The sequence below is a fragment of the Streptomyces telluris genome, from assembly GCF_024519335.1.
In the GTDB taxonomy this organism is placed as follows: Bacteria; Actinomycetota; Actinomycetes; order Streptomycetales; family Streptomycetaceae; genus Streptomyces; species Streptomyces telluris.
Window position 1 is genome coordinate 46,230 of sequence record NZ_JANIID010000008.1, and the last position, 16,450, is coordinate 62,679.

Consider the following 16,450-nt stretch of genomic DNA (forward strand, 5'->3'; position numbering starts at 1 on the left):
GAGATTGTCTTCCGTACCTGATGGTTCCCTGTGCCACCGGAAATACCGCGGAATCTCGTAGTTGTGCCGCGCATCGGTTCGGCGCGACACCCCGGATGCCGCAAGCCCGGGACGACAGCGCGCCCCGGCGCGCGGTGCGCCGGGGCGGACTGTACGGCGGTTCGGGCGATGTGAGTGCGGGTCAGCCGGCGCCCTGCGCCTGGATCCGCATCAGCGCGGCGGCCAGCTGGTCCACCTCCTCGGCGGTGTTGTACAGGGCCAGCGAGGCCCGGGTCGCGGCCTCCAGCCCGTAGTGGCGCAGCGAGGGCTGGGCGCAGTGGTGGCCGGCGCGGACGGCGATGCCGTCCCGGTCCAGTGCGCGGGCCACGTCCATCGGGTCCCGGCCCGCGAGCGTGAAGGTCAGCACCGCGATCTTCTCGGGCGCGCTGCCCAGGACGGTGAGGCCCGGTACCGCGGCGAGGGCCTGCTGGGCGTGGCCGAGCAGCGCGGTCTCGTACGCGGCGACCGCGTCGCGGCCGAAGGAGGTCAGCCAGTCGATGGCGGCCTTGAGGCCGACGACGCCGGAGATGTGCCCGGTGCCGGCCTCGAAGCAGTGCGGCGCGGGGGCGTAGGTGACGCGGTCGAACTCCACCTGGTCGATCATGTTGCCGCCGCCCTGCCACGGCGGCATGGCGGCCAGGATCTCGGGCTTGGCGTACATCGCGCCGATGCCCGTGGGGGCGTACAGCTTGTGCCCGGAGAAGACGTAGAAGTCGCTGTCCAGGTCCTGGACGTCCACGGGGAAGTGGGCGACGGCCTGGGCGCCGTCCACGAGCACCTTGGCGTTGTAGCGGTGGGCCAGTGCCGTCATCTCCTTGACCGGCGGCACGGTGCCCAGCACGTTGGAGGCGTGGCTGATCGCGACGAGCTGGGTGCGGAAGGAGAGCAGGTCCGCATACGCGTCCTGGTCGATGCTGCCATCGGGCAGCAGGGGGATCGGCACGACCCGGGCCCGCCGCTCCTTGGCGATCATCAGCCAGGGAACGATGTTGGAGTGGTGCTCCAGGGTGGAGACCAGGATCTCGTCGCCGGGGCCGAGGTTGGCGCGTCCCCAGCTCTGGGCGACGAGGTTGACGGCCTCGGTGGTGCCCCGCGTGAAGACGATGGTGTCGGGTGACGGGGCGCCCAGGAAGCCGGCGACCGCGGCCCGCCCGCCCTCGTACATCTCGGTGGCCTCGCGGGCCAGGGTGTGCGCACCGCGGTGGATGTTGGAGTTCGCGGTGGCGTAGTAGGCGGCCAGGGTCTCGATGACCTGGCGGGGCTTCTGGGTGGTCGCGCCGTTGTCGAGCCAGACGACGGGGCGCCCGTTGACGGGCCGCTGCAGGACGGGGACGTCCTGCCGGGCGGCCTCGGGGGTGAACCCGCCGCTGCGGGTGGCCGCGCTGCCCCCGGTGGGCTGCCGGGGCACGGCGGGCACGGCCGGCGCCCACGGGAGGTCCGGGGACGGTGCCGTGCCGGCGGGCGGCGTCGTCCCCGGTGCCTGTACGCCCGGCATCGGGGCCATGCCCGGGGCGTGCGCGCCCCACGACATGTCAGGAGTAGTCATGGTACTTGGACACCTCGACGTTCTGGAGCACGGCGAGGGCGTCCTCGACCAGCACCGCGGCGTTGAAGTAGGCCGTCATCAGGTACTGGGTGATGCCCTTCTGGTCCATGCCCATGTTGCGCATCGACAGACCCGGCTCGACCTCGTCGGGCACCTTCGCGGGGCGCAGGCCCACCACTCCCTGCTCGGCCTCGCCGACACGCATCAGCAGGATCTCGGTGGTGCCGGCGCCGTTCGGGCCGGTGATGCGCACCTTGTCGGAGGGCAGCAGCGGGACGCCGCGCCAGGTCAGCAGGGGGCTGCCGAAGCGGTTCTCGATGACCGGGGGGACGCCGCGGCGCGTGCACTCGCGGCCGAAGGCGGCGATGGCGCGCGGGTGGGCGAGGAAGTAGGAGGGCTGCTTCCAGACCCTGCTGAGCAGCTCGTCCATGTCGTCGGGGGTGGGGGCGCCGGTGCGGGTCTGCACCCGCTGGCCCGGGGCGACGTTGTTGAACAGGCCGAACTCGGGGTGGTTGAGCATCGACCGCTCCTGGCGCTCGCGCAGCGCCTGCACGGTCAGGTCGGCCTGGGCCCGGGTCTGGTCGATGGGCTCGTTGTAGAGGTCGGCGACACGGGAGTGGACGCGCAGCACGGTCTGGGCGAGCGTCATGTGGTACTCGCGGGGGACGTCCTCGTAGTCGACGAAGGTGCCCGGCAGGTCGGGCTCGCCCACGTGCCCGGCGGTGAGGTCCACCGGCACCTCGGAGCCGGGGGCGGTGCGCTCGCCGGCGTTGAAGGCGGCGAGGGCGGCGCTGAGCGCCTCGTCGCGTCCGGCGAGCCGGGCCAGCTGGTCGCGGTCGGCGCAGAGCGCGGTGCCGGGGGTCAGGGCCCGGACGCGGTAGGGCGCGGGGTTGCCGTGGGACCAGGAGTCGAGGTCGAAGAACTGGCCGTCGCCGACGACTTCGAGGAGCGCGTCCTCGCCGTAGCGGCCGGTGGCCCGCTTCTCCGCCCGGCCCTGGACGAGGACCCACAGCCTGCAGGTGGTCTCGCCCTCCTCGACCAGGGTCTGCCCGGCCTCGAAGGCGACCTCGGTGAAGGAGGAGGCCAGTTCGCGCAGGAGGTCCTCGCCCGCCTCGCGCAGGTAGGGGATCTCCCGCAGGTCCTCCGGGACGATGTGGTGGGCGTCATCGTTCCGGTACGTGGTGATCCGGTCGTCGCCGAGTATGAAGGTCCGCCGGCGGTTGACGCGGTAGGTGCCGGACTCGACGTCCACCCACGGCAGGGCGCGGAGCAGGTAGCGGGGCGTGATGCCGCGCATCTGCGGGGCGGTCTTGGTGGTGGTCGCAAGCTGCCGTGCCGCGTCCGGGCTGAGACTCAGCCGGTCGTTCATGAGGACCTCCTCGTGTGGGTAACGAGGATGATCGTCTTGTTGGAAACATTGCGTTCACAAGACTGCAGTAATGCGACATGGCTTTAAAACACTACCTGTTGGGGAAGTGACAGGTTCAGGCAGAAGTGAACTCGCCCTGTTCGATGGGTTCCTGATCAGGTTCGATTTCCGGACGGACCGCGCGGCGTCCGAGCGGACGGAAGACCTCCGCAGCCCTTCACCCTCCTGCACAATCGACCAGATTCGATCGTCACGTACTCCTGTGACGACCGGTTCTGCCCAGTCCTCCGAACGAGGCGGCGAGCAGGGCGAGCCACACCCCGACGAGCACCAGGTGCGCGCGCTGCGGGACGCCGTGCCAGCCCGGGCGGCCGAGCAGCGGTCCGACCGTGAGCAGCGCGGCCGTCAGGGCCGCGGCCAGGACCCACGGCCCCCAGCGGCGGACCAGCGGCCACCGGGTGCCGCCCGCCGCGGCCGCCACCATCAGCGCCATCGAGGCGAACAGCGCCGCGTGGGCCAGCGCGCTGGTGGCCGTGTGCAAGGGGTTGACTACCTCGCAGGCGCTGTTCACCGAGGGGGCGCAGCGCATCGGCACGATGACGTCCGCCACGGAGGACGCGGCGAAGGCGACCAGCGACCAGCGGCTCGCGAGGACGCGGCGGCTGCTGCCGGGCGGGCGCGGGAGGGGAGCCGCCCCCGCGGCCACGAGCAGGGCGGTGACGATCTCGATCGCGCCGAACAGCCCGTGGAAGCGCTGGTCGGCGGCGTAGAGCTCGCTGACGTAGGAGTGCCGGGCGTCCAGGCCCGTGGGCAGGACGAACTCCAGCAGCCAGGCGTTGTAGGCCACCGCCGCCGCGGCCAGCAGCCATGCCGGGCGCGGCTCGCGCGCGGCCGCCCGCGCCCCGGCGGCGGCCGGGGCCGGACGGGTCCCGGCCTCCTGCGACCGGGGCGCGAGCGGCGCGTCGGGCATCGGAGGCGGTCTCAGATCCGCCGCCGGGCGGTCCGGCTCATGGCGCTCCTCCGGATCCGGCCTTCCGGTTCTGCGGGCCGTAGGCGGGCCCGGGCTCGGTCGGCGGCGGGGGCGGCGCGCTGGGAGGCGACGCCGGCGGGGACGAGTACGGTTTCGACGGCTCGGTGCTGCTCGGCTCCTCCGACGGAGGCGTGGCCGGGCCGGACGTCACGCCGCCCTTGGGGGGCGGGATGCGGCGGTCCTTGCTGCCGTCGGTACCCACCGGCCGCTCGAACCATTCGCCGGTGCGCGGGTCGTAGATGATGATGACGACGATGACGGTGCGGGCCGGGGCGACGGCGACCGTCTGGGACGACTTGTACGTGCTCCAGCTCTGCCCCTTCGTCGTCTGGCTGCCCTTGATCGCGACCGGCCCGCTGAGCGGGTTGCCGCAGGCGCAGCGCACCCGGGGCACGCCCCGGTTGTCGGCCAGGACGGCCGTTCCGGCCTGCAGGACGGCCTGGTAGGGGGTGGCCGAGCCGTTCTTGTAGCCGTGGTTGGTGACGCGGGTGTCGGAGCGCAGCTGCACGGGGGTCAGGCCGCGCAAGTAGCCGGGAATCTCGCCCTGCTGGATGCCCGCCGCGCTCGCGAAGGCCCGGGCCTTGTTCTGATTTTCCGTCAGGTATTTGATCTGGCGCTCCACGTCGCAGCTCGACTCGTTCTCGCTGCCGCCGTAGAGGCCGGGGCTGGAGCCCTCGATGGTGCGGGTGCCGCCCGGGGCCGGGGAGACGGGGGCCGCGGTCGCCTCCTTCGTGCCCTTCTCCTTGGCCGTGGAGGGGGTGAAGGGGTCCCTGCCCTCGGCCGATGCGGCCTGCAGGAAGACCTCGCCGCCGCCCTCCGGCCGGAGGAAGTAGACCGCGAGCGCCGCCACGACCACCGCGAGGCCGCCGACGAGGGCGACCTTGGGGCCGGAGCGCCACCAGGGGCGCGGGGGCTCCCCGCCGGGCGGCGGCGCGGCGTGGCCGCCGGTCGGCGGCGCGGGCGGGCCGGGCGGACCGGGCGGCTCCGGGGCCGAGGGCACGCTCCGGCCGCCGCCGGACGACGGCCAGTCCGCCCGGGTCGGCTCCGGCGGCTCGGCCGGGGTGGGCGGACCGGTCCGGCCGGATCCGCTTCCCCCGCCGGAGAGAGGGCCGGACGGCGGGCCGGTGGGGCGGTCTTCTGACGGTGGTTCGGACGACACGGGCCCTGCTCCTCCGTTTGGGTCCTCTGATGGGTCCTGCGCTGGGATGTCACCGCCCCCCGTGATCATTGTGTGCCGCAGACCGGCGCGGGCCGCAAGCCGGGTTCGCCCGGGGAGGGGTGGCCCGGTGGGCGGATCTCCGACAGGTGGAGCGGACCGCGCGGGCGTACGTTGAGCTTGCGGGCTCCCCCTCCGGAGCCCGGGTACCCGACCGTCGACGAGGCATGCGGAGGCAGTGTGAGCCAGCCGCCCGGGGGCGCGCCCTCCTTCGTGCGCGTCTGGTGGGACGCCTTCGCGGCCGTGGCCGCCGCGGTGGCGGCCATGTTCGCCGTCGCCGCGCTCGGGCTGTGGGCCGCCGGGGCCGACGGCCTGCAGGGCGCGTTCCCGGCCGTGACCGCGGCCACCGTCGTCTCGGCCGTGGGCGGCACGGTGGAGCTGTCCGGCGGCGCGGGCGTCCTGGGCCGTACGGGGGCCTCGCTCGACGTCGTGCCGCTGTCGGTGACCCTGGCCGGCGCGGTCGCCCTGGCCGGCGTCTTCCTGCGCCCGCTGCGCCACCACGCGGTGGCGGGCGGGCGCGACCTGCTCGCCCGCGTCGCCCGTACGGCCGTACTGTGGCTGATCGCCCTGCTCCTCATCGCCCTCGGCGCACGGCACACCTTCCGCATCGACCTGGGCGAGTCCCTCCTCGGCGACATCGGGGAGGCCCTGGACGTCGCCCCCAGCGTCGGGTTCCGCGCGTCGATCGGGCCCACTCTCGGCTACGGGCTGCTGTGGCTGCTCGTCCTGCTCGCCGTGGCGGTCGCGGCCTCCCGCAAGACGCCGCTGCCGTCGCGGCTGCTGCGCTTCCAGGACCCCGTACGGCCCGCCGCGTTCGCCGTGGTGGCGCTGCTGCTCGGCTACGTGCTGCTCTTCCTGCTCATCGGGCTCGTCTCCGCCGTCACGCGCGGCAACGCGGCGGGGACCATGGCGGTGCTCCTGCTCGGCCTGCCCAACCTGGCCTGGATCTCGCTGGGTCTCGGTCTCGGCGGCTCCTGGGAGGGGCGCGTGCCGGGCCAGTCCCTCGGGCTGCCCCTGCCCGAGGCGCTCACGGCGGTGCTGCGCGGGGGCGGTGACGAGCCGTCCACGGTGACCATCGCCTCGCTCGCGGAGCACGACGGGCGGGCGTGGCTGCTGGTGGCCCTCGCCGTGGTCGCCCTGCTCGCGGCGGGCCTCCTGCTGGCCGTGCGCTCGCCCGCGACGATGCAGCCCTGGGAGCACGCGATGCAGTTGGGGGTGGCGATGGCCCTCACGCTGTTCGTCATCGGCACCCTCACCCGCATCTCCGCCCGCGTCGGGCTGTCGCTGCTGGGCATCGGCGACCTGTCGTCCTTCGGCGGCGAGGTCGCCCTGACCCCGCACCTGCTGACGCTGACCGGCGTGGGTCTGCTGTGGGGCATGGTGGCGGGCTACCTGGGCAGCCTGCTGTCCCGGAGGATCGGGCGCCAGGGCCTCACCGAGGAGGCCGGAAAGCCGTAGGGGGCAGGCCGAGCGATCAGCCCGCGCCTGCACTCCCCCGGCCCGGCCGCCTTCCGCTCACCGCCACCGTTCGGGGAACACCGCCGCGGCCCACGCCGGCGGCTCGGGGACCTCCGGCAGCTCGTCCAGCGGTTCTTCCGGCGGCCGGGGCGTCGCACCGCGGTCGACCGGGCCTGCGCCGGACCTCTCCGTCGTCGCGGACCGCAAGGCCGCCACGAACCGGCAGCAGCCGTCGTAGCGCTCGTCCGGCGTCTTGGCCAAGGCCTTGCCCAGGACCTCGTCGGCCGCGTCCGGCAGCCCGGGCTGACGCTCCGACAGTTTCGGCGGCGCGTCGTACTGGTGCGCCCACAGCAGCGCCATGTCGTCCTCGCGCCGGAACGGCGGCGCTCCCGTCAGCATCTCGAAGACCACGCACCCCAGGCTGTACACGTCGCACCGCCCGTCGACCGGCTTGCCCGCGATCTGCTCGGGGGCGACGTAGTCCAGCGTGCCGACGAACTGGCCCACCCGGGTGTACCCGGTCAGCGACAGGGACTTCTTCGTCAGCCCGAAGTCGGTGAGGTACACGTGCTCGGGGTGGTCGGCGTCGGTGCCCTCGGCCACGAGGATGTTCCCCGGCTTGACGTCCCGGTGCACCAGGTCGTTGGCGTGGGCGGCGTCGAGTGCGGAGGCGACCTGGCCGGCGATACGGCACACGGCGTCCGGCGGCAGCGGCCCCTCGCGGTCGAGCAGAACCCGCAGGTCCTGCCCGGCCACGTACCGCATGGCGATGTAGAGCAGCCCGTCGGCCTCCCCGGCCTCGAACACCGGGACGATGTGCGGGTGGTCGATGGCCGCGGCCACCTGCGACTCGTGCCCGAAGCGCTTGCGGAAGGTGTCGTTGCGGGCCAGTTCGGGGGCGAGCAGCTTGAGCGCGACGATCCGGCCGAGCCGCAGGTCGCGGGCGCGGTAGACGACGGCCATGCCGCCGCGCCCGATCTCGCTCTCCACCTCGTAACCGGCGATGCGGCGGCCGATCAGCTCGGACGGGCGTTCACCGGCCCCGGCCATCAGCCCTCACCGCCGGGCCCGGCCGGGGAGGCGAGGGCGGCCATGGCCGTGCCGTCGCAGTAGCACCACATGTCCCGCCCGGCGTCGTAGAGCCAGACGGCGTCGCCGTCCACCACCGCTCCGATCCGCAGCCCCCGCGTCGTGCGGCCGAAGGTCTCCCCGTCCGTGCGCCCGGCGGCGAGGTCCTCCATCGCCGTGCGGTACTGCCCGAGGGTCTCCTGGACCCGGGCGAGGAGGGCGCGCGCGTCCTGCGTCCGCTCGGGCAGGCCGCCGGCCGCGGGCGGCCCCTGCGGCAGCGAGACCAGGAGCCGGGCGTCGGTCCACGCGGCCCAGCCGTTGGAGCACAGCACCTGCCCCCATTCGCCGCGGCGCTCCACCAGCCGTACGGGCAGCAGCGGGTCCAGCGGCTCGGTGGGGACGGCCCCGTCGGGGGCGGTCCAGGTGGCGAGCCCGCCGGGGGGCACGACGTGGGTGGGCAGGAATCCGGGGATGCCGGACGCGCTGCCGGGCGAGAGGGGGACGGTGCTCATGAAACGACTCCGACTCCGTCACTTCCGCATGACCGCGGGCTCGTGGCGGCGCAGGAGGCGGGCCACCAGGAAGGCGAACACGAGGGACAGGACCACCATCATGCCCATGTCGAGCAGCCAGGTGCCGACGGCGTGCCGGAAGAGCGGATCGCCTCCCCCGGCCGACGGCGGGAGCTGCCCGGTGGCGGGCGGGATGTGGGTGAAGTCGATCGTGGCGCTCATGGCCGCCAGCGCCCAGCGCGAGGGCACCAGCCAGGAGAGCTGCTCCAGCACCAGCTTGTTGTTGAGTTCGATCATTCCGCCGCAGAAGACGACCTGGACCAGGGTGATGAGCACCAGCAGCGGCATGGTGACCTCTTCGCGGCGGACGATCGCCGACACGAGGAGGCCCAGCAGCATGGAGGTGAACGACAGCAACGCCAGGGCCAGCGTCATCTCGATCAGGGGCGGCATGAGCACGCCCTTGCCGCCGGGCGCACGGGTGTCCACCCCGCCCAGGCCGACGATGGACAGGACGATCGCCTGCGCCACCGTGATCACGCCCAGGACGATGATCTTCGACATCACGTAGGCGGACCTGGACAGGCCCACGGCTCTTTCGCGCCGGTAGATGACCCGTTCCTTGACGAGTTCGCGCACGGCGTTGGCGGCGCCCGTCAGCACGCCGCCGACGCACAGGATCAGCAGGACGGTGTTCGCCTTGTCGGCGGAGGCGAAGCGGGTGCCCGAGGACAGCCGGGCCATCGCGCCGGTGACGAACGGCAGCACGATCATGATGATCAGGAAGGTGCGGTCGGTGCTGAGCGCCATCACGTAGCGGCGCATCAGCGTCCACAGCTGGGCGCCCCAGCTCTGGGGCTTGGCGGGCGGCGCGGGCGGCGCCTCCGGAGCCTCCGCCGCAGCGAGCCGCGGCTGTTCGGCCGCGGCCTCGACGAACTGCCGGTGCTGGGACGAGGCGCGGAACTCCCCCGGCCAGTCCCGGTCCTTGTCGTTCTCGAAGGCTTCGAACGCCTCGGGCCACTCCTTGAAGCCGAAGAACTCGGGCGTGTCGCCGGGCGGTCCGTAGAAGGCGGTCCGCCCGCCGGGGGCGAGGACCAGCAGCCGGTCGCAGACGTCCAGGCTGAGCACGCTGTGGGTGACGACGATGACCGTGCGGCCGTCGTCGGCGAGGGTGCGCAGCGTGTTCATCACCGAGCGGTCCATGCCCGGGTCGAGGCCGGAGGTCGGCTCGTCGAGGAAGAGCAGCGACGGCTTCGTCAGGAGTTCCAGGGCGACGCTGACGCGCTTGCGCTGGCCGCCGGAGAGGCTGTGGATGGGCTGGTCGGCGCGCTGTTCGAGGCCCAGTTCGCGGATGACCTCCTCGACGCGGGCCAGGCGTTCGGCCTTGGCCGTGTCGCCGGGGAAGCGCAGTTCGGCGGCGTAGGACAGGGCGCGACGCACGGTGAGCTGGACGTGCAGGATGTCGTCCTGGGGGACGAGTCCGATACGGGCCCTGAGCTCGGCGTAGTCGCGGTACAGATCGCGGCCGTCGTAGAGCACCGCGCCCTGGTCGGCGGGGCGCAGGCCGGTGAGGGCGTTGAGGAGGGTGGACTTGCCCGAGCCGCTGGGGCCGACGACGGCGAGCAGGGACTTCTCCTCGACGGGGAAGGAGACGCCGTCGAGGAGCCGCTTGCGGCCCCCGTCGGCTTCGACGTGGACGCACAGGTCCTGGACGTCGAGGGAGATCTCGCCGCTGTCGACGTACTCCTGGAGCTGGTCGCCGACGAGGCAGAAGGCCGAGTGGCCGATGCCGATGATGTCGCCCGGGAGGACGGGGGCGCGGCGCACGGGATGGCCGTTCAGGAAGGTTCCGTTGTGGCTGCCCAGGTCGACGATCTCGTAGGCGCCTCCCGGCCCGGAGCGCAGTTCGGCGTGGCGTCGGGAGACCACCAGGTCGTCGACGGTCACGTCGTTGTCGGGGCCGCGGCCGATGCGCACGGTGCGCGGGGTCAGCGGGCGTACCGAGGTGGGCTGGCGGAACGTGCCGGTGGCGGCGGGCATGGCGACGGACGAAGGGCGCTCCGCGGGGGCCGCCGCGGGATGCTCCGCCGGGGGCGGCGGTGGCGGCGGGACCGGGGGCGGCGCGTTCCTGAGGACGACGGCGGGCCCGTCGGTGGGGTTGCCGAAGCGCAGGACGGTGCCGGGCCCCACGTCGAGGACCTGCACCCGGCGGCCTTCGGCCCAGGTGCCGTTGGTGCTGCCGGTGTCCTCCAGCGTCCAGTGGCCGGCGGCCGGGTGCAGCACGGCGTGGTGCCAGGAGACCCGGTCGTCCTGCAGGACGACGTCGCTCAGGGGATCGCGCCCCACGAGATAGGAGCGGACCGGGGCCATCGTCTTCGAGCCGCCTTCGGACTCGATGACGAGTTCGGGGGCGGAGGGCGCGGCGGGCCGATCTCCCATACCGGTAATTTTACGGCGGGCCGCCCGCTCCCGCCTTTCGGCGCCGGGCGCGCCCGTGACGCCGGGTGGAGGGAGTGGGAGATGGCGGTCGAGCCGGAGCGGCTGCCCGTGTTCGTCTACGGGACGCTGCGTCCCGGGCAGGTCAACCACGGGCACTACCTGCGGGGCCGCACGGTGGCCGAGGAGCCGGCGCGACTGCGGGGCGCGGTGCTGTACGAGGGGCCCGGCTATCCGTACGCCGTGGCCGAGCCGGGCGGGGAGGTCCGCGGGGAGCTGGTCTCCGTCGCGCCCGCGGAGTACGCGGCGGTGCTCGCGTCCCTGGACGAGCTGGAGGGCTGCGGACCGGACGGGCGCGGGGAGATGTACGTACGGGTCGGGCGGCAGGTGCTGACCGAGCGCGGGGGTGCGGTGCGCGCCTGGGTGTACCTCGCGGCGGACCGGACGGCGCGGCGGCTGCGGGCGGTGGGGACGCGGGTGGCGGGCGGCAGCTGGCCGCAGGGTCCGGCGTAGGCATGACACCTCGTCATCTCACATAGCGAGACACCTGAAGAGGTCCGCAACCCCTTCCCCCAACCCACCCTCTTCACTTGCAGTTCGACGCCACGTCACGGACGGGCACCTTGCGTTGAGGCATTGTTAACAGTTGATCAACTGTCCGGACATCACGCCTATCTGCTCTTTTCATGCCCATGCCAGTACGGGCAGAGTCCTCCGCGGGACCACAGGTTCCCGCGGTGCGCGAGTGACGGCACCGCGTGCATGCAGGCGGCCGGGTGCATCCCGAACCGCCCTTGACGCAAAGGGCGCTGAACTTGCGTACAACCCCCACAACCCGCAAACGAATACTCATCGCCGCCGCGACGATCGTGGCCGCGGCCACCATGGCGGGCACGGCGTCAGCCGCCCCGTCTCAGCCCGTGGACACGGCGGACTCCCTCCGGGACCGGGCCCGCGCAGCGGCCGCGGACTCCTCGGTCCGCGCCGCCGCCCTCGCCGCCGACGCGGAGACCGTGAAGGCGGCCACCGCCGCCGCCCTCGCCCACGCGGACGCCACGGGCGTCGGCAAGAACGAGACGCTCCGCGTCAAGGACACCCTCATCGACCCCGAGGGCAAGCGCCACGTCCGTTTCGTCCGGGCCTACCAGGGCGTCCCCGTCGTCGGCGGCGACCTCGTCGTCCACCTCGACGCGAAGAAGAACTACCTCGGCGTCACCCGGGCGATCAAGCACCGCGTCTCCGTGCCGTCGGTCGCCCCGAAGCTCACCGCGCCGCAGGCCGCGGCCAAGGCGGCGAAGTCGGTGGACGGCAAGGCCGCCAAGACCGAGCTCGTGGTCGACGCGCGTAGCACCGAGCCGGTCCTCGCCTACCGCGTGACCGTCACGAGCAGCGGCAAGGCCGAGACCGGTGTCAGCCACAGCGTCGTCGTGGACGCCGGCAGCGGCAAGGTCATCAGCAGCACGCCGCTCAGCGACGGCATCATCTCCCCGCGCCTGAAGGCCAAGCTGCGCAGCGAGGGCAAGGAGGCCAAGCCGCGCACCGGCGCGAAGGCGACCCTGCCGGCCAAGGCCCAGTCCGGCACGCAGTTCCCGGCCCAGGCCAACGGCACCGGCGCCTCGCTGTTCGCGGGCAACATCCCGCTGACGACCACTCAGACGGCCAAGGACTCCTTCGTCCTGAAGGACCTCAGCCGCGGTGGCGGGGAGACCCGCGACGCCCAGTCCAAGGAGCTCGACTCCTTCGCGGCGGGCAAGGCGTTCACCGACGCCGACAACCGCTGGGGCAACGGCACCGCCACCGACAACGCCACCGCCGCCGTCGACGCCCAGTTCGGCATCACGAGCACGTACGACTACTACAAGGCGACGTTCGGCCGGAACGGCATCAAGAACGACGGCACCGGCCCGCGCGCCCTGGTGCACTTCGGCGACAAGGTCGGCAACGCCTTCTGGTCCCCCGAGTGCGGCTGCATGCTCTACGGCGACGGCGATGGAGAAACGTTCAAGCAGCCGCTGGTGGCCCTGGACGTCACCGGCCACGAGCTCAGCCACGGCGTGATCGAGGCGACGGCCGACTTCCAGCCCACGCGGGTGGACGCGCGCCAGAACCAGTTCGGCGAGGCGGGGGCGCTCAACGAGTCGCTCGCCGACATCTTCGGCGCGGGCGTGGAGTTCCGGACGAACAACGGCGGCAACCCGCCGAACTACCTCCTCGGCGAGAAGCTCGGCCTGGAGCAGAAGTTCCTGCGCCGCATGGACAAGCCGTCGCTGGACGTCCTCGAAGGCACCGTCGACTACTGGGACGCGGGCTCCTACGACCGTGAGGTGCACGCCGGCTCCGGCGTCTCCTCGCACGCCTTCTACCTGCTGGCCGAGGGCAGCGGCAAGAAGACCATCGGGGGCGTGGAGTACGACTCCCCCACGTACGACGGCAAGGCCGTCACCGGCATCGGCCGGGAGAAGGCGCAGCAGATCTTCTACCGCGCCCTGACCCGCTACATGGTCTCGACGACCGACTTCCACGAGGCCCGCACCGCCACGCTGCAGGCCGCCGCGGACATCCACGGCGAGAACAGCACCGAGTACAAGGCGGTCGACGCCTCCTGGGCCGCGGTGAACGTGACCGCGGCCAACACCCCCAAGGAGGGCCCGGCCGTCAAGCGCTGACGGTTCCGGTTCGCACCCGCCCGGGCCGTTCCCCCGCACCTCGCGCGGGGGAACGGCCCGGGTTCCGTGTGATCCACAACATCTGGCCCGGTGATGTGGATGTTGTTATGGTCGTCGCCACCAGTGGGTTGGGTGTTCAAACCCACCCCGGACGTCACTGGTCGACAGCCAAGCACAGGTCGACGACATAGGGGGAGCGCAGTGTCGGCAAACGCAGGGACGGTCACGGACGCGGAGGAGCTCAAGGCCCTCAACGCCGAGCTCGCGGCGTCTTTGGACGGCGAGTTCACCAGCGAGTACGCGGACGTCAACGGCGTCCGGCTGCACTACGTGACCGGCGGCCGGGGCGAGCCGCTGGTGCTGCTGCCCGGCTGGCCCGAGACGTGGTGGGAGTACCGGAAGGTGATGCCCGCGCTCGCGGCCCGCTTCCGTGTGATCACCGTCGACATCCGCGGCATGGGCGGGTCGAGCAAGCCGGAGTCGGGCTTCGACAAGAAGAACATGGCCCTGGACATCCGCGAGCTGGTGCGCCACCTCGGCCACGACAAGGTGAACATCGCCGGGCACGGCATCGGCGCGATGGTCGCCTTCGCCTACGCGGCGAACCACCCGGACGCCACGGAGAAGGTGGCGATCCTCAACACCACGCATGCGGACCGCAGCTACTACAAGTTCCCCATGCTGCCGAACCCCGGCGACAAGGGCCCGCACCGCTGGTGGCTCGCCTTCAACCAGGTGGCCGACTTCCCGGAGCAGATCCTCACCGGCCGCTACCGCCACATCATCGACTACATGTTCGGCCTGAGCCTGGTGAACCCGGACGCGATCACCGACCGCGACCGGGACGTCTACGCCAGGGCGTACTCGTCGACCGAGGCGATCCGCGCCGCCAAGGGCTGGTTCCAGTCGTACCAGAAGGACATCGCGGACTTCGAGTCGTACGACAAGATCTCCGTGCCGATGCTCGGCCTCGCCTACGGGACGTTCTTCGAGTACATGCGGGAGGTGTTCCCCCAGCAGGGCACCGACGTCCGCATGGCCGAGATCGAGGGGAGCCGCAACTACCTCGTCGAGGAGCAGCCGGAGGCCGTCACGCGCGCCCTCCTGGAGTTCCTGGGCTGAACCCGGCCCGCGGCGGACGCCGCACGCCGGGGCTTCGCGGCCCGGTGCAGCGCCCGCCGCTCGGCCTCGCTCGTCCCGCCCCACACGCCGCTCTCCTGCCCGGACTCCAGCGCCCAGCGCAGGCATTCCGCACGCACCGGGCAGGCGCGGCACACCGATTTGGCGTCCTCGGTCTGTACGAGTGCGGGACCCGTCGTACCGACGGGGAAGAACAGCTCGGGGTCCTCGTCGAGACAAGCGCCGTACTGTCGCCAGTCCATGTGGCGATCCATGGAACGATCCCTCCGGTCGGGTCGGTCGGTGGTGCGGGGTGAGTGGGCCCCTCTCCCCACTCCGCGTTACCCGGGATCCGTGAGGTATCCGTGTGAACGTCACGCCATGTGGACGTCGATGCCCATCTCCTTGTCCCGACCGTTCGCTCCCCCGACCTGACAGAGCGGGCGGCGCAGAAGGGTGCCGTTCCCGGCTGATCGGTAGGTAGTGGTTCCAACGCCACGCCTCCCTTGAGCCCCAGGACGGTCAGCATGCTCGCGCCACCTCCCGCCGGCACCGGTACCCGCAAGAGCCCGGCCGCGCCCGCCGCCGCCATGGAGACGGAGACGGGCGCCGGGCTGCCGCGCGGGCTCAAGCAGCGTCACCTGTCCATGATCGCGCTGGGCGGGGCCATCGGCGCGGGCCTGTTCGTGGGATCCGGGGTGGGGATCAGGGCCGCCGGGCCCGCGATCGTCGTCGCGTACGTCCTGGCGGGCGGTCTGGTGCTGCTGGTCATGCGGATGCTCGCGGAGATGTCCGCCGCCGACCCGGCCACCGGGTCCTTCTCCGTGCACGCGGCCAAGGCGCTCGGCCCCTGGGCCGGTCTGACGGCAGGGTGGCTGTACTGGTCGCTGCTGGTCGTCAGCGTCGCCGCGGAGGCGATCGGCGCGGCGGACATCATGACGGGCTGGCTCCCCGGTGTTCCCGGCTGGGTGTGGATGACGCTCTTCATGGCCGTGTTCACGGGCAGCAACCTCGCCGCCGTACGGCGCTTCGGCGACCTCGAGTTCTGGTTCGCCGGCCTGAAGGTCACCGCCATCTGCGTCTTCCTGCTGCTGGGGGCGCTCGCCGTCTGCGGCCTCCTGCCCGGCTCCGCCGCGCCGGGCGCCGCCCACCTCACCGGCCACGGCGGCTTCCTGCCGCACGGCTGGCACGGGCTCGCCCTCGGCCTCGTCGCGGCGGTCTTCGCCTACGGAGGGCTGGAGACCGTCACGATCGCGGCCGCCGAATCCGCCGACCCGGTCAGGGCGGTGGGCCGCGCCGCCAGGACCGTCGTCTGGCGCATCTGCCTCTTCTACATCGGGTCCATGGCCGTCATCGTCACCCTGCTGCCCTGGGACAGCGGCACCGCGCACACCAGCCCCTACAGCGGCACCCTCGAGCGCATGGGCGTCCCCGGCGCCGGGCACCTCATGAACGCCGTGGTGCTCGTCGCCCTGCTGTCGGCCATGAACGCCAACATCTACGGCTCCTCCCGCATGCTCTACTCCCTCGTGCACCGCGGCGACGCGCCCCGCGCCCTCGGCCGCGTCACACAGGGCGGCGTGCCTCGCAACGCCGTCCTCGCCTCCGCTGCCTTCGGCTTCGCGGCGGTCGTCCTCAGCGTCGTCTGGCCGGAGACCGTCTTCCGCTTCCTGCTCAACGCCGTCGGGGCCACCATCCTGATCGTCTGGTTCCTCATCGGCCTCTCGCAGCTGCGCCTGCGCCGCCGCCGTGCCGCGCACGGGGAGGCCGAACCGCCGGTGCGCATGTGGCTGTTCCCCCACCTGACCCGGCTGGCCCTGCTCGCGATCGGCGCGGTCCTGGTGGTCATGGTCGTCGAACCGGACTCCCGGACGCAGGTCCTGTGCACGGGGGTCTGGGCGGTGCTGCTGATCGTGTGCGGTCTGGTGAACGGGCGCCGGGGCAGGGCGCGGCGGGCCGCACACGCCGGGGCCCGGCACCGGGCAGGGTGA

At 72.7% G+C, this 16,450-nt stretch carries 13 protein-coding genes; 5 read left to right on the forward strand and 8 right to left on the reverse strand.

Features of this window, described 5'->3' with window-relative positions; genetic code table 11:
• Window positions 1-181 precede the first annotated feature (181 nt).
• The 4 genes from NQU55_RS11530 to NQU55_RS11545 all read right to left on the reverse strand — a co-directional run bounded on the left by NQU55_RS11530 (window position 182) and on the right by NQU55_RS11545 (window position 5,143).
• Window positions 182-1,585: a SufS family cysteine desulfurase gene (locus tag NQU55_RS11530; protein ID WP_256790439.1), complete on the reverse strand. Its 1,404-nt coding sequence runs from the start codon at window positions 1,583-1,585 to the stop codon at window positions 182-184.
• Window positions 1,572-2,954, reverse strand: coding sequence for a family 2B encapsulin nanocompartment shell protein (locus tag NQU55_RS11535; protein WP_256790440.1), 1,383 nt, complete (start codon window positions 2,952-2,954; stop codon window positions 1,572-1,574). The genes NQU55_RS11530 and NQU55_RS11535 overlap by 14 nt, the downstream gene beginning before the upstream one ends.
• 250 nt (window positions 2,955-3,204) lie before the next feature.
• Complete coding sequence (locus NQU55_RS11540; RefSeq protein ID WP_168091572.1) at window positions 3,205-3,924, reverse strand: DUF998 domain-containing protein; 720 nt, start codon at window positions 3,922-3,924, stop codon at window positions 3,205-3,207.
• A 37-nt stretch (window positions 3,925-3,961) separates the two neighbouring features.
• Complete coding sequence (locus NQU55_RS11545) at window positions 3,962-5,143, reverse strand: DUF6777 domain-containing protein (protein WP_168091573.1); 1,182 nt, start codon at window positions 5,141-5,143, stop codon at window positions 3,962-3,964.
• 237 nt (window positions 5,144-5,380) lie between these two features.
• Between NQU55_RS11545 and NQU55_RS11550 the strand changes: the two genes are divergently transcribed.
• The gene (locus tag NQU55_RS11550; protein WP_168091574.1) at window positions 5,381-6,658 is read left to right on the forward strand and encodes a streptophobe family protein; all 1,278 of its coding nucleotides are present in this window, start codon (window positions 5,381-5,383) and stop codon (window positions 6,656-6,658) included.
• A gap of 57 nt (window positions 6,659-6,715) precedes the next feature.
• Here the strand turns inward: NQU55_RS11550 and NQU55_RS11555 are convergent, their stop codons facing one another.
• The 3 genes from NQU55_RS11555 to NQU55_RS11565 are packed head-to-tail and all read right to left on the reverse strand — an operon-like array spanning window position 6,716 to window position 10,677.
• The gene (locus NQU55_RS11555; RefSeq protein ID WP_168091575.1) at window positions 6,716-7,708 is read right to left on the reverse strand and encodes a serine/threonine-protein kinase; all 993 of its coding nucleotides are present in this window, start codon (window positions 7,706-7,708) and stop codon (window positions 6,716-6,718) included.
• A complete protein-coding gene (locus NQU55_RS11560; RefSeq protein WP_168091576.1) occupies window positions 7,708-8,238 on the reverse strand; it encodes a hypothetical protein in 531 nt (176 codons plus the stop codon). Before NQU55_RS11560 ends, NQU55_RS11555 begins: the two co-directional genes overlap by 1 nt.
• Before the next feature lie 18 nt (window positions 8,239-8,256).
• Complete coding sequence (locus NQU55_RS11565) at window positions 8,257-10,677, reverse strand: FHA domain-containing protein (protein ID WP_168091577.1); 2,421 nt, start codon at window positions 10,675-10,677, stop codon at window positions 8,257-8,259.
• Between the two features lie 81 nt (window positions 10,678-10,758).
• Between NQU55_RS11565 and NQU55_RS11570 the strand changes: the two genes are divergently transcribed.
• The 3 genes from NQU55_RS11570 to NQU55_RS11580 all read left to right on the forward strand — a co-directional run bounded on the left by NQU55_RS11570 (window position 10,759) and on the right by NQU55_RS11580 (window position 14,462).
• A complete protein-coding gene (locus NQU55_RS11570) occupies window positions 10,759-11,187 on the forward strand; it encodes a gamma-glutamylcyclotransferase family protein (RefSeq protein WP_168091578.1) in 429 nt (142 codons plus the stop codon).
• 302 nt (window positions 11,188-11,489) lie between these two features.
• Window positions 11,490-13,340, forward strand: a complete 1,851-nt coding sequence (locus NQU55_RS11575) for a M4 family metallopeptidase (RefSeq protein ID WP_372504687.1) — start codon at window positions 11,490-11,492, stop codon at window positions 13,338-13,340.
• Between the two features lie 201 nt (window positions 13,341-13,541).
• The gene (locus tag NQU55_RS11580; protein WP_256790441.1) at window positions 13,542-14,462 is read left to right on the forward strand and encodes an alpha/beta fold hydrolase; all 921 of its coding nucleotides are present in this window, start codon (window positions 13,542-13,544) and stop codon (window positions 14,460-14,462) included.
• Here the strand turns inward: NQU55_RS11580 and NQU55_RS11585 are convergent.
• Window positions 14,402-14,722: a WhiB family transcriptional regulator gene (locus tag NQU55_RS11585; RefSeq protein ID WP_168091580.1), complete on the reverse strand. Its 321-nt coding sequence runs from the start codon at window positions 14,720-14,722 to the stop codon at window positions 14,402-14,404. The genes NQU55_RS11580 and NQU55_RS11585 overlap by 61 nt on opposite strands.
• 264 nt (window positions 14,723-14,986) lie before the next feature.
• Between NQU55_RS11585 and NQU55_RS11590 the strand changes: the two genes are divergently transcribed.
• Complete coding sequence (locus NQU55_RS11590) at window positions 14,987-16,450, forward strand: amino acid permease (RefSeq protein WP_168091581.1); 1,464 nt, start codon at window positions 14,987-14,989, stop codon at window positions 16,448-16,450.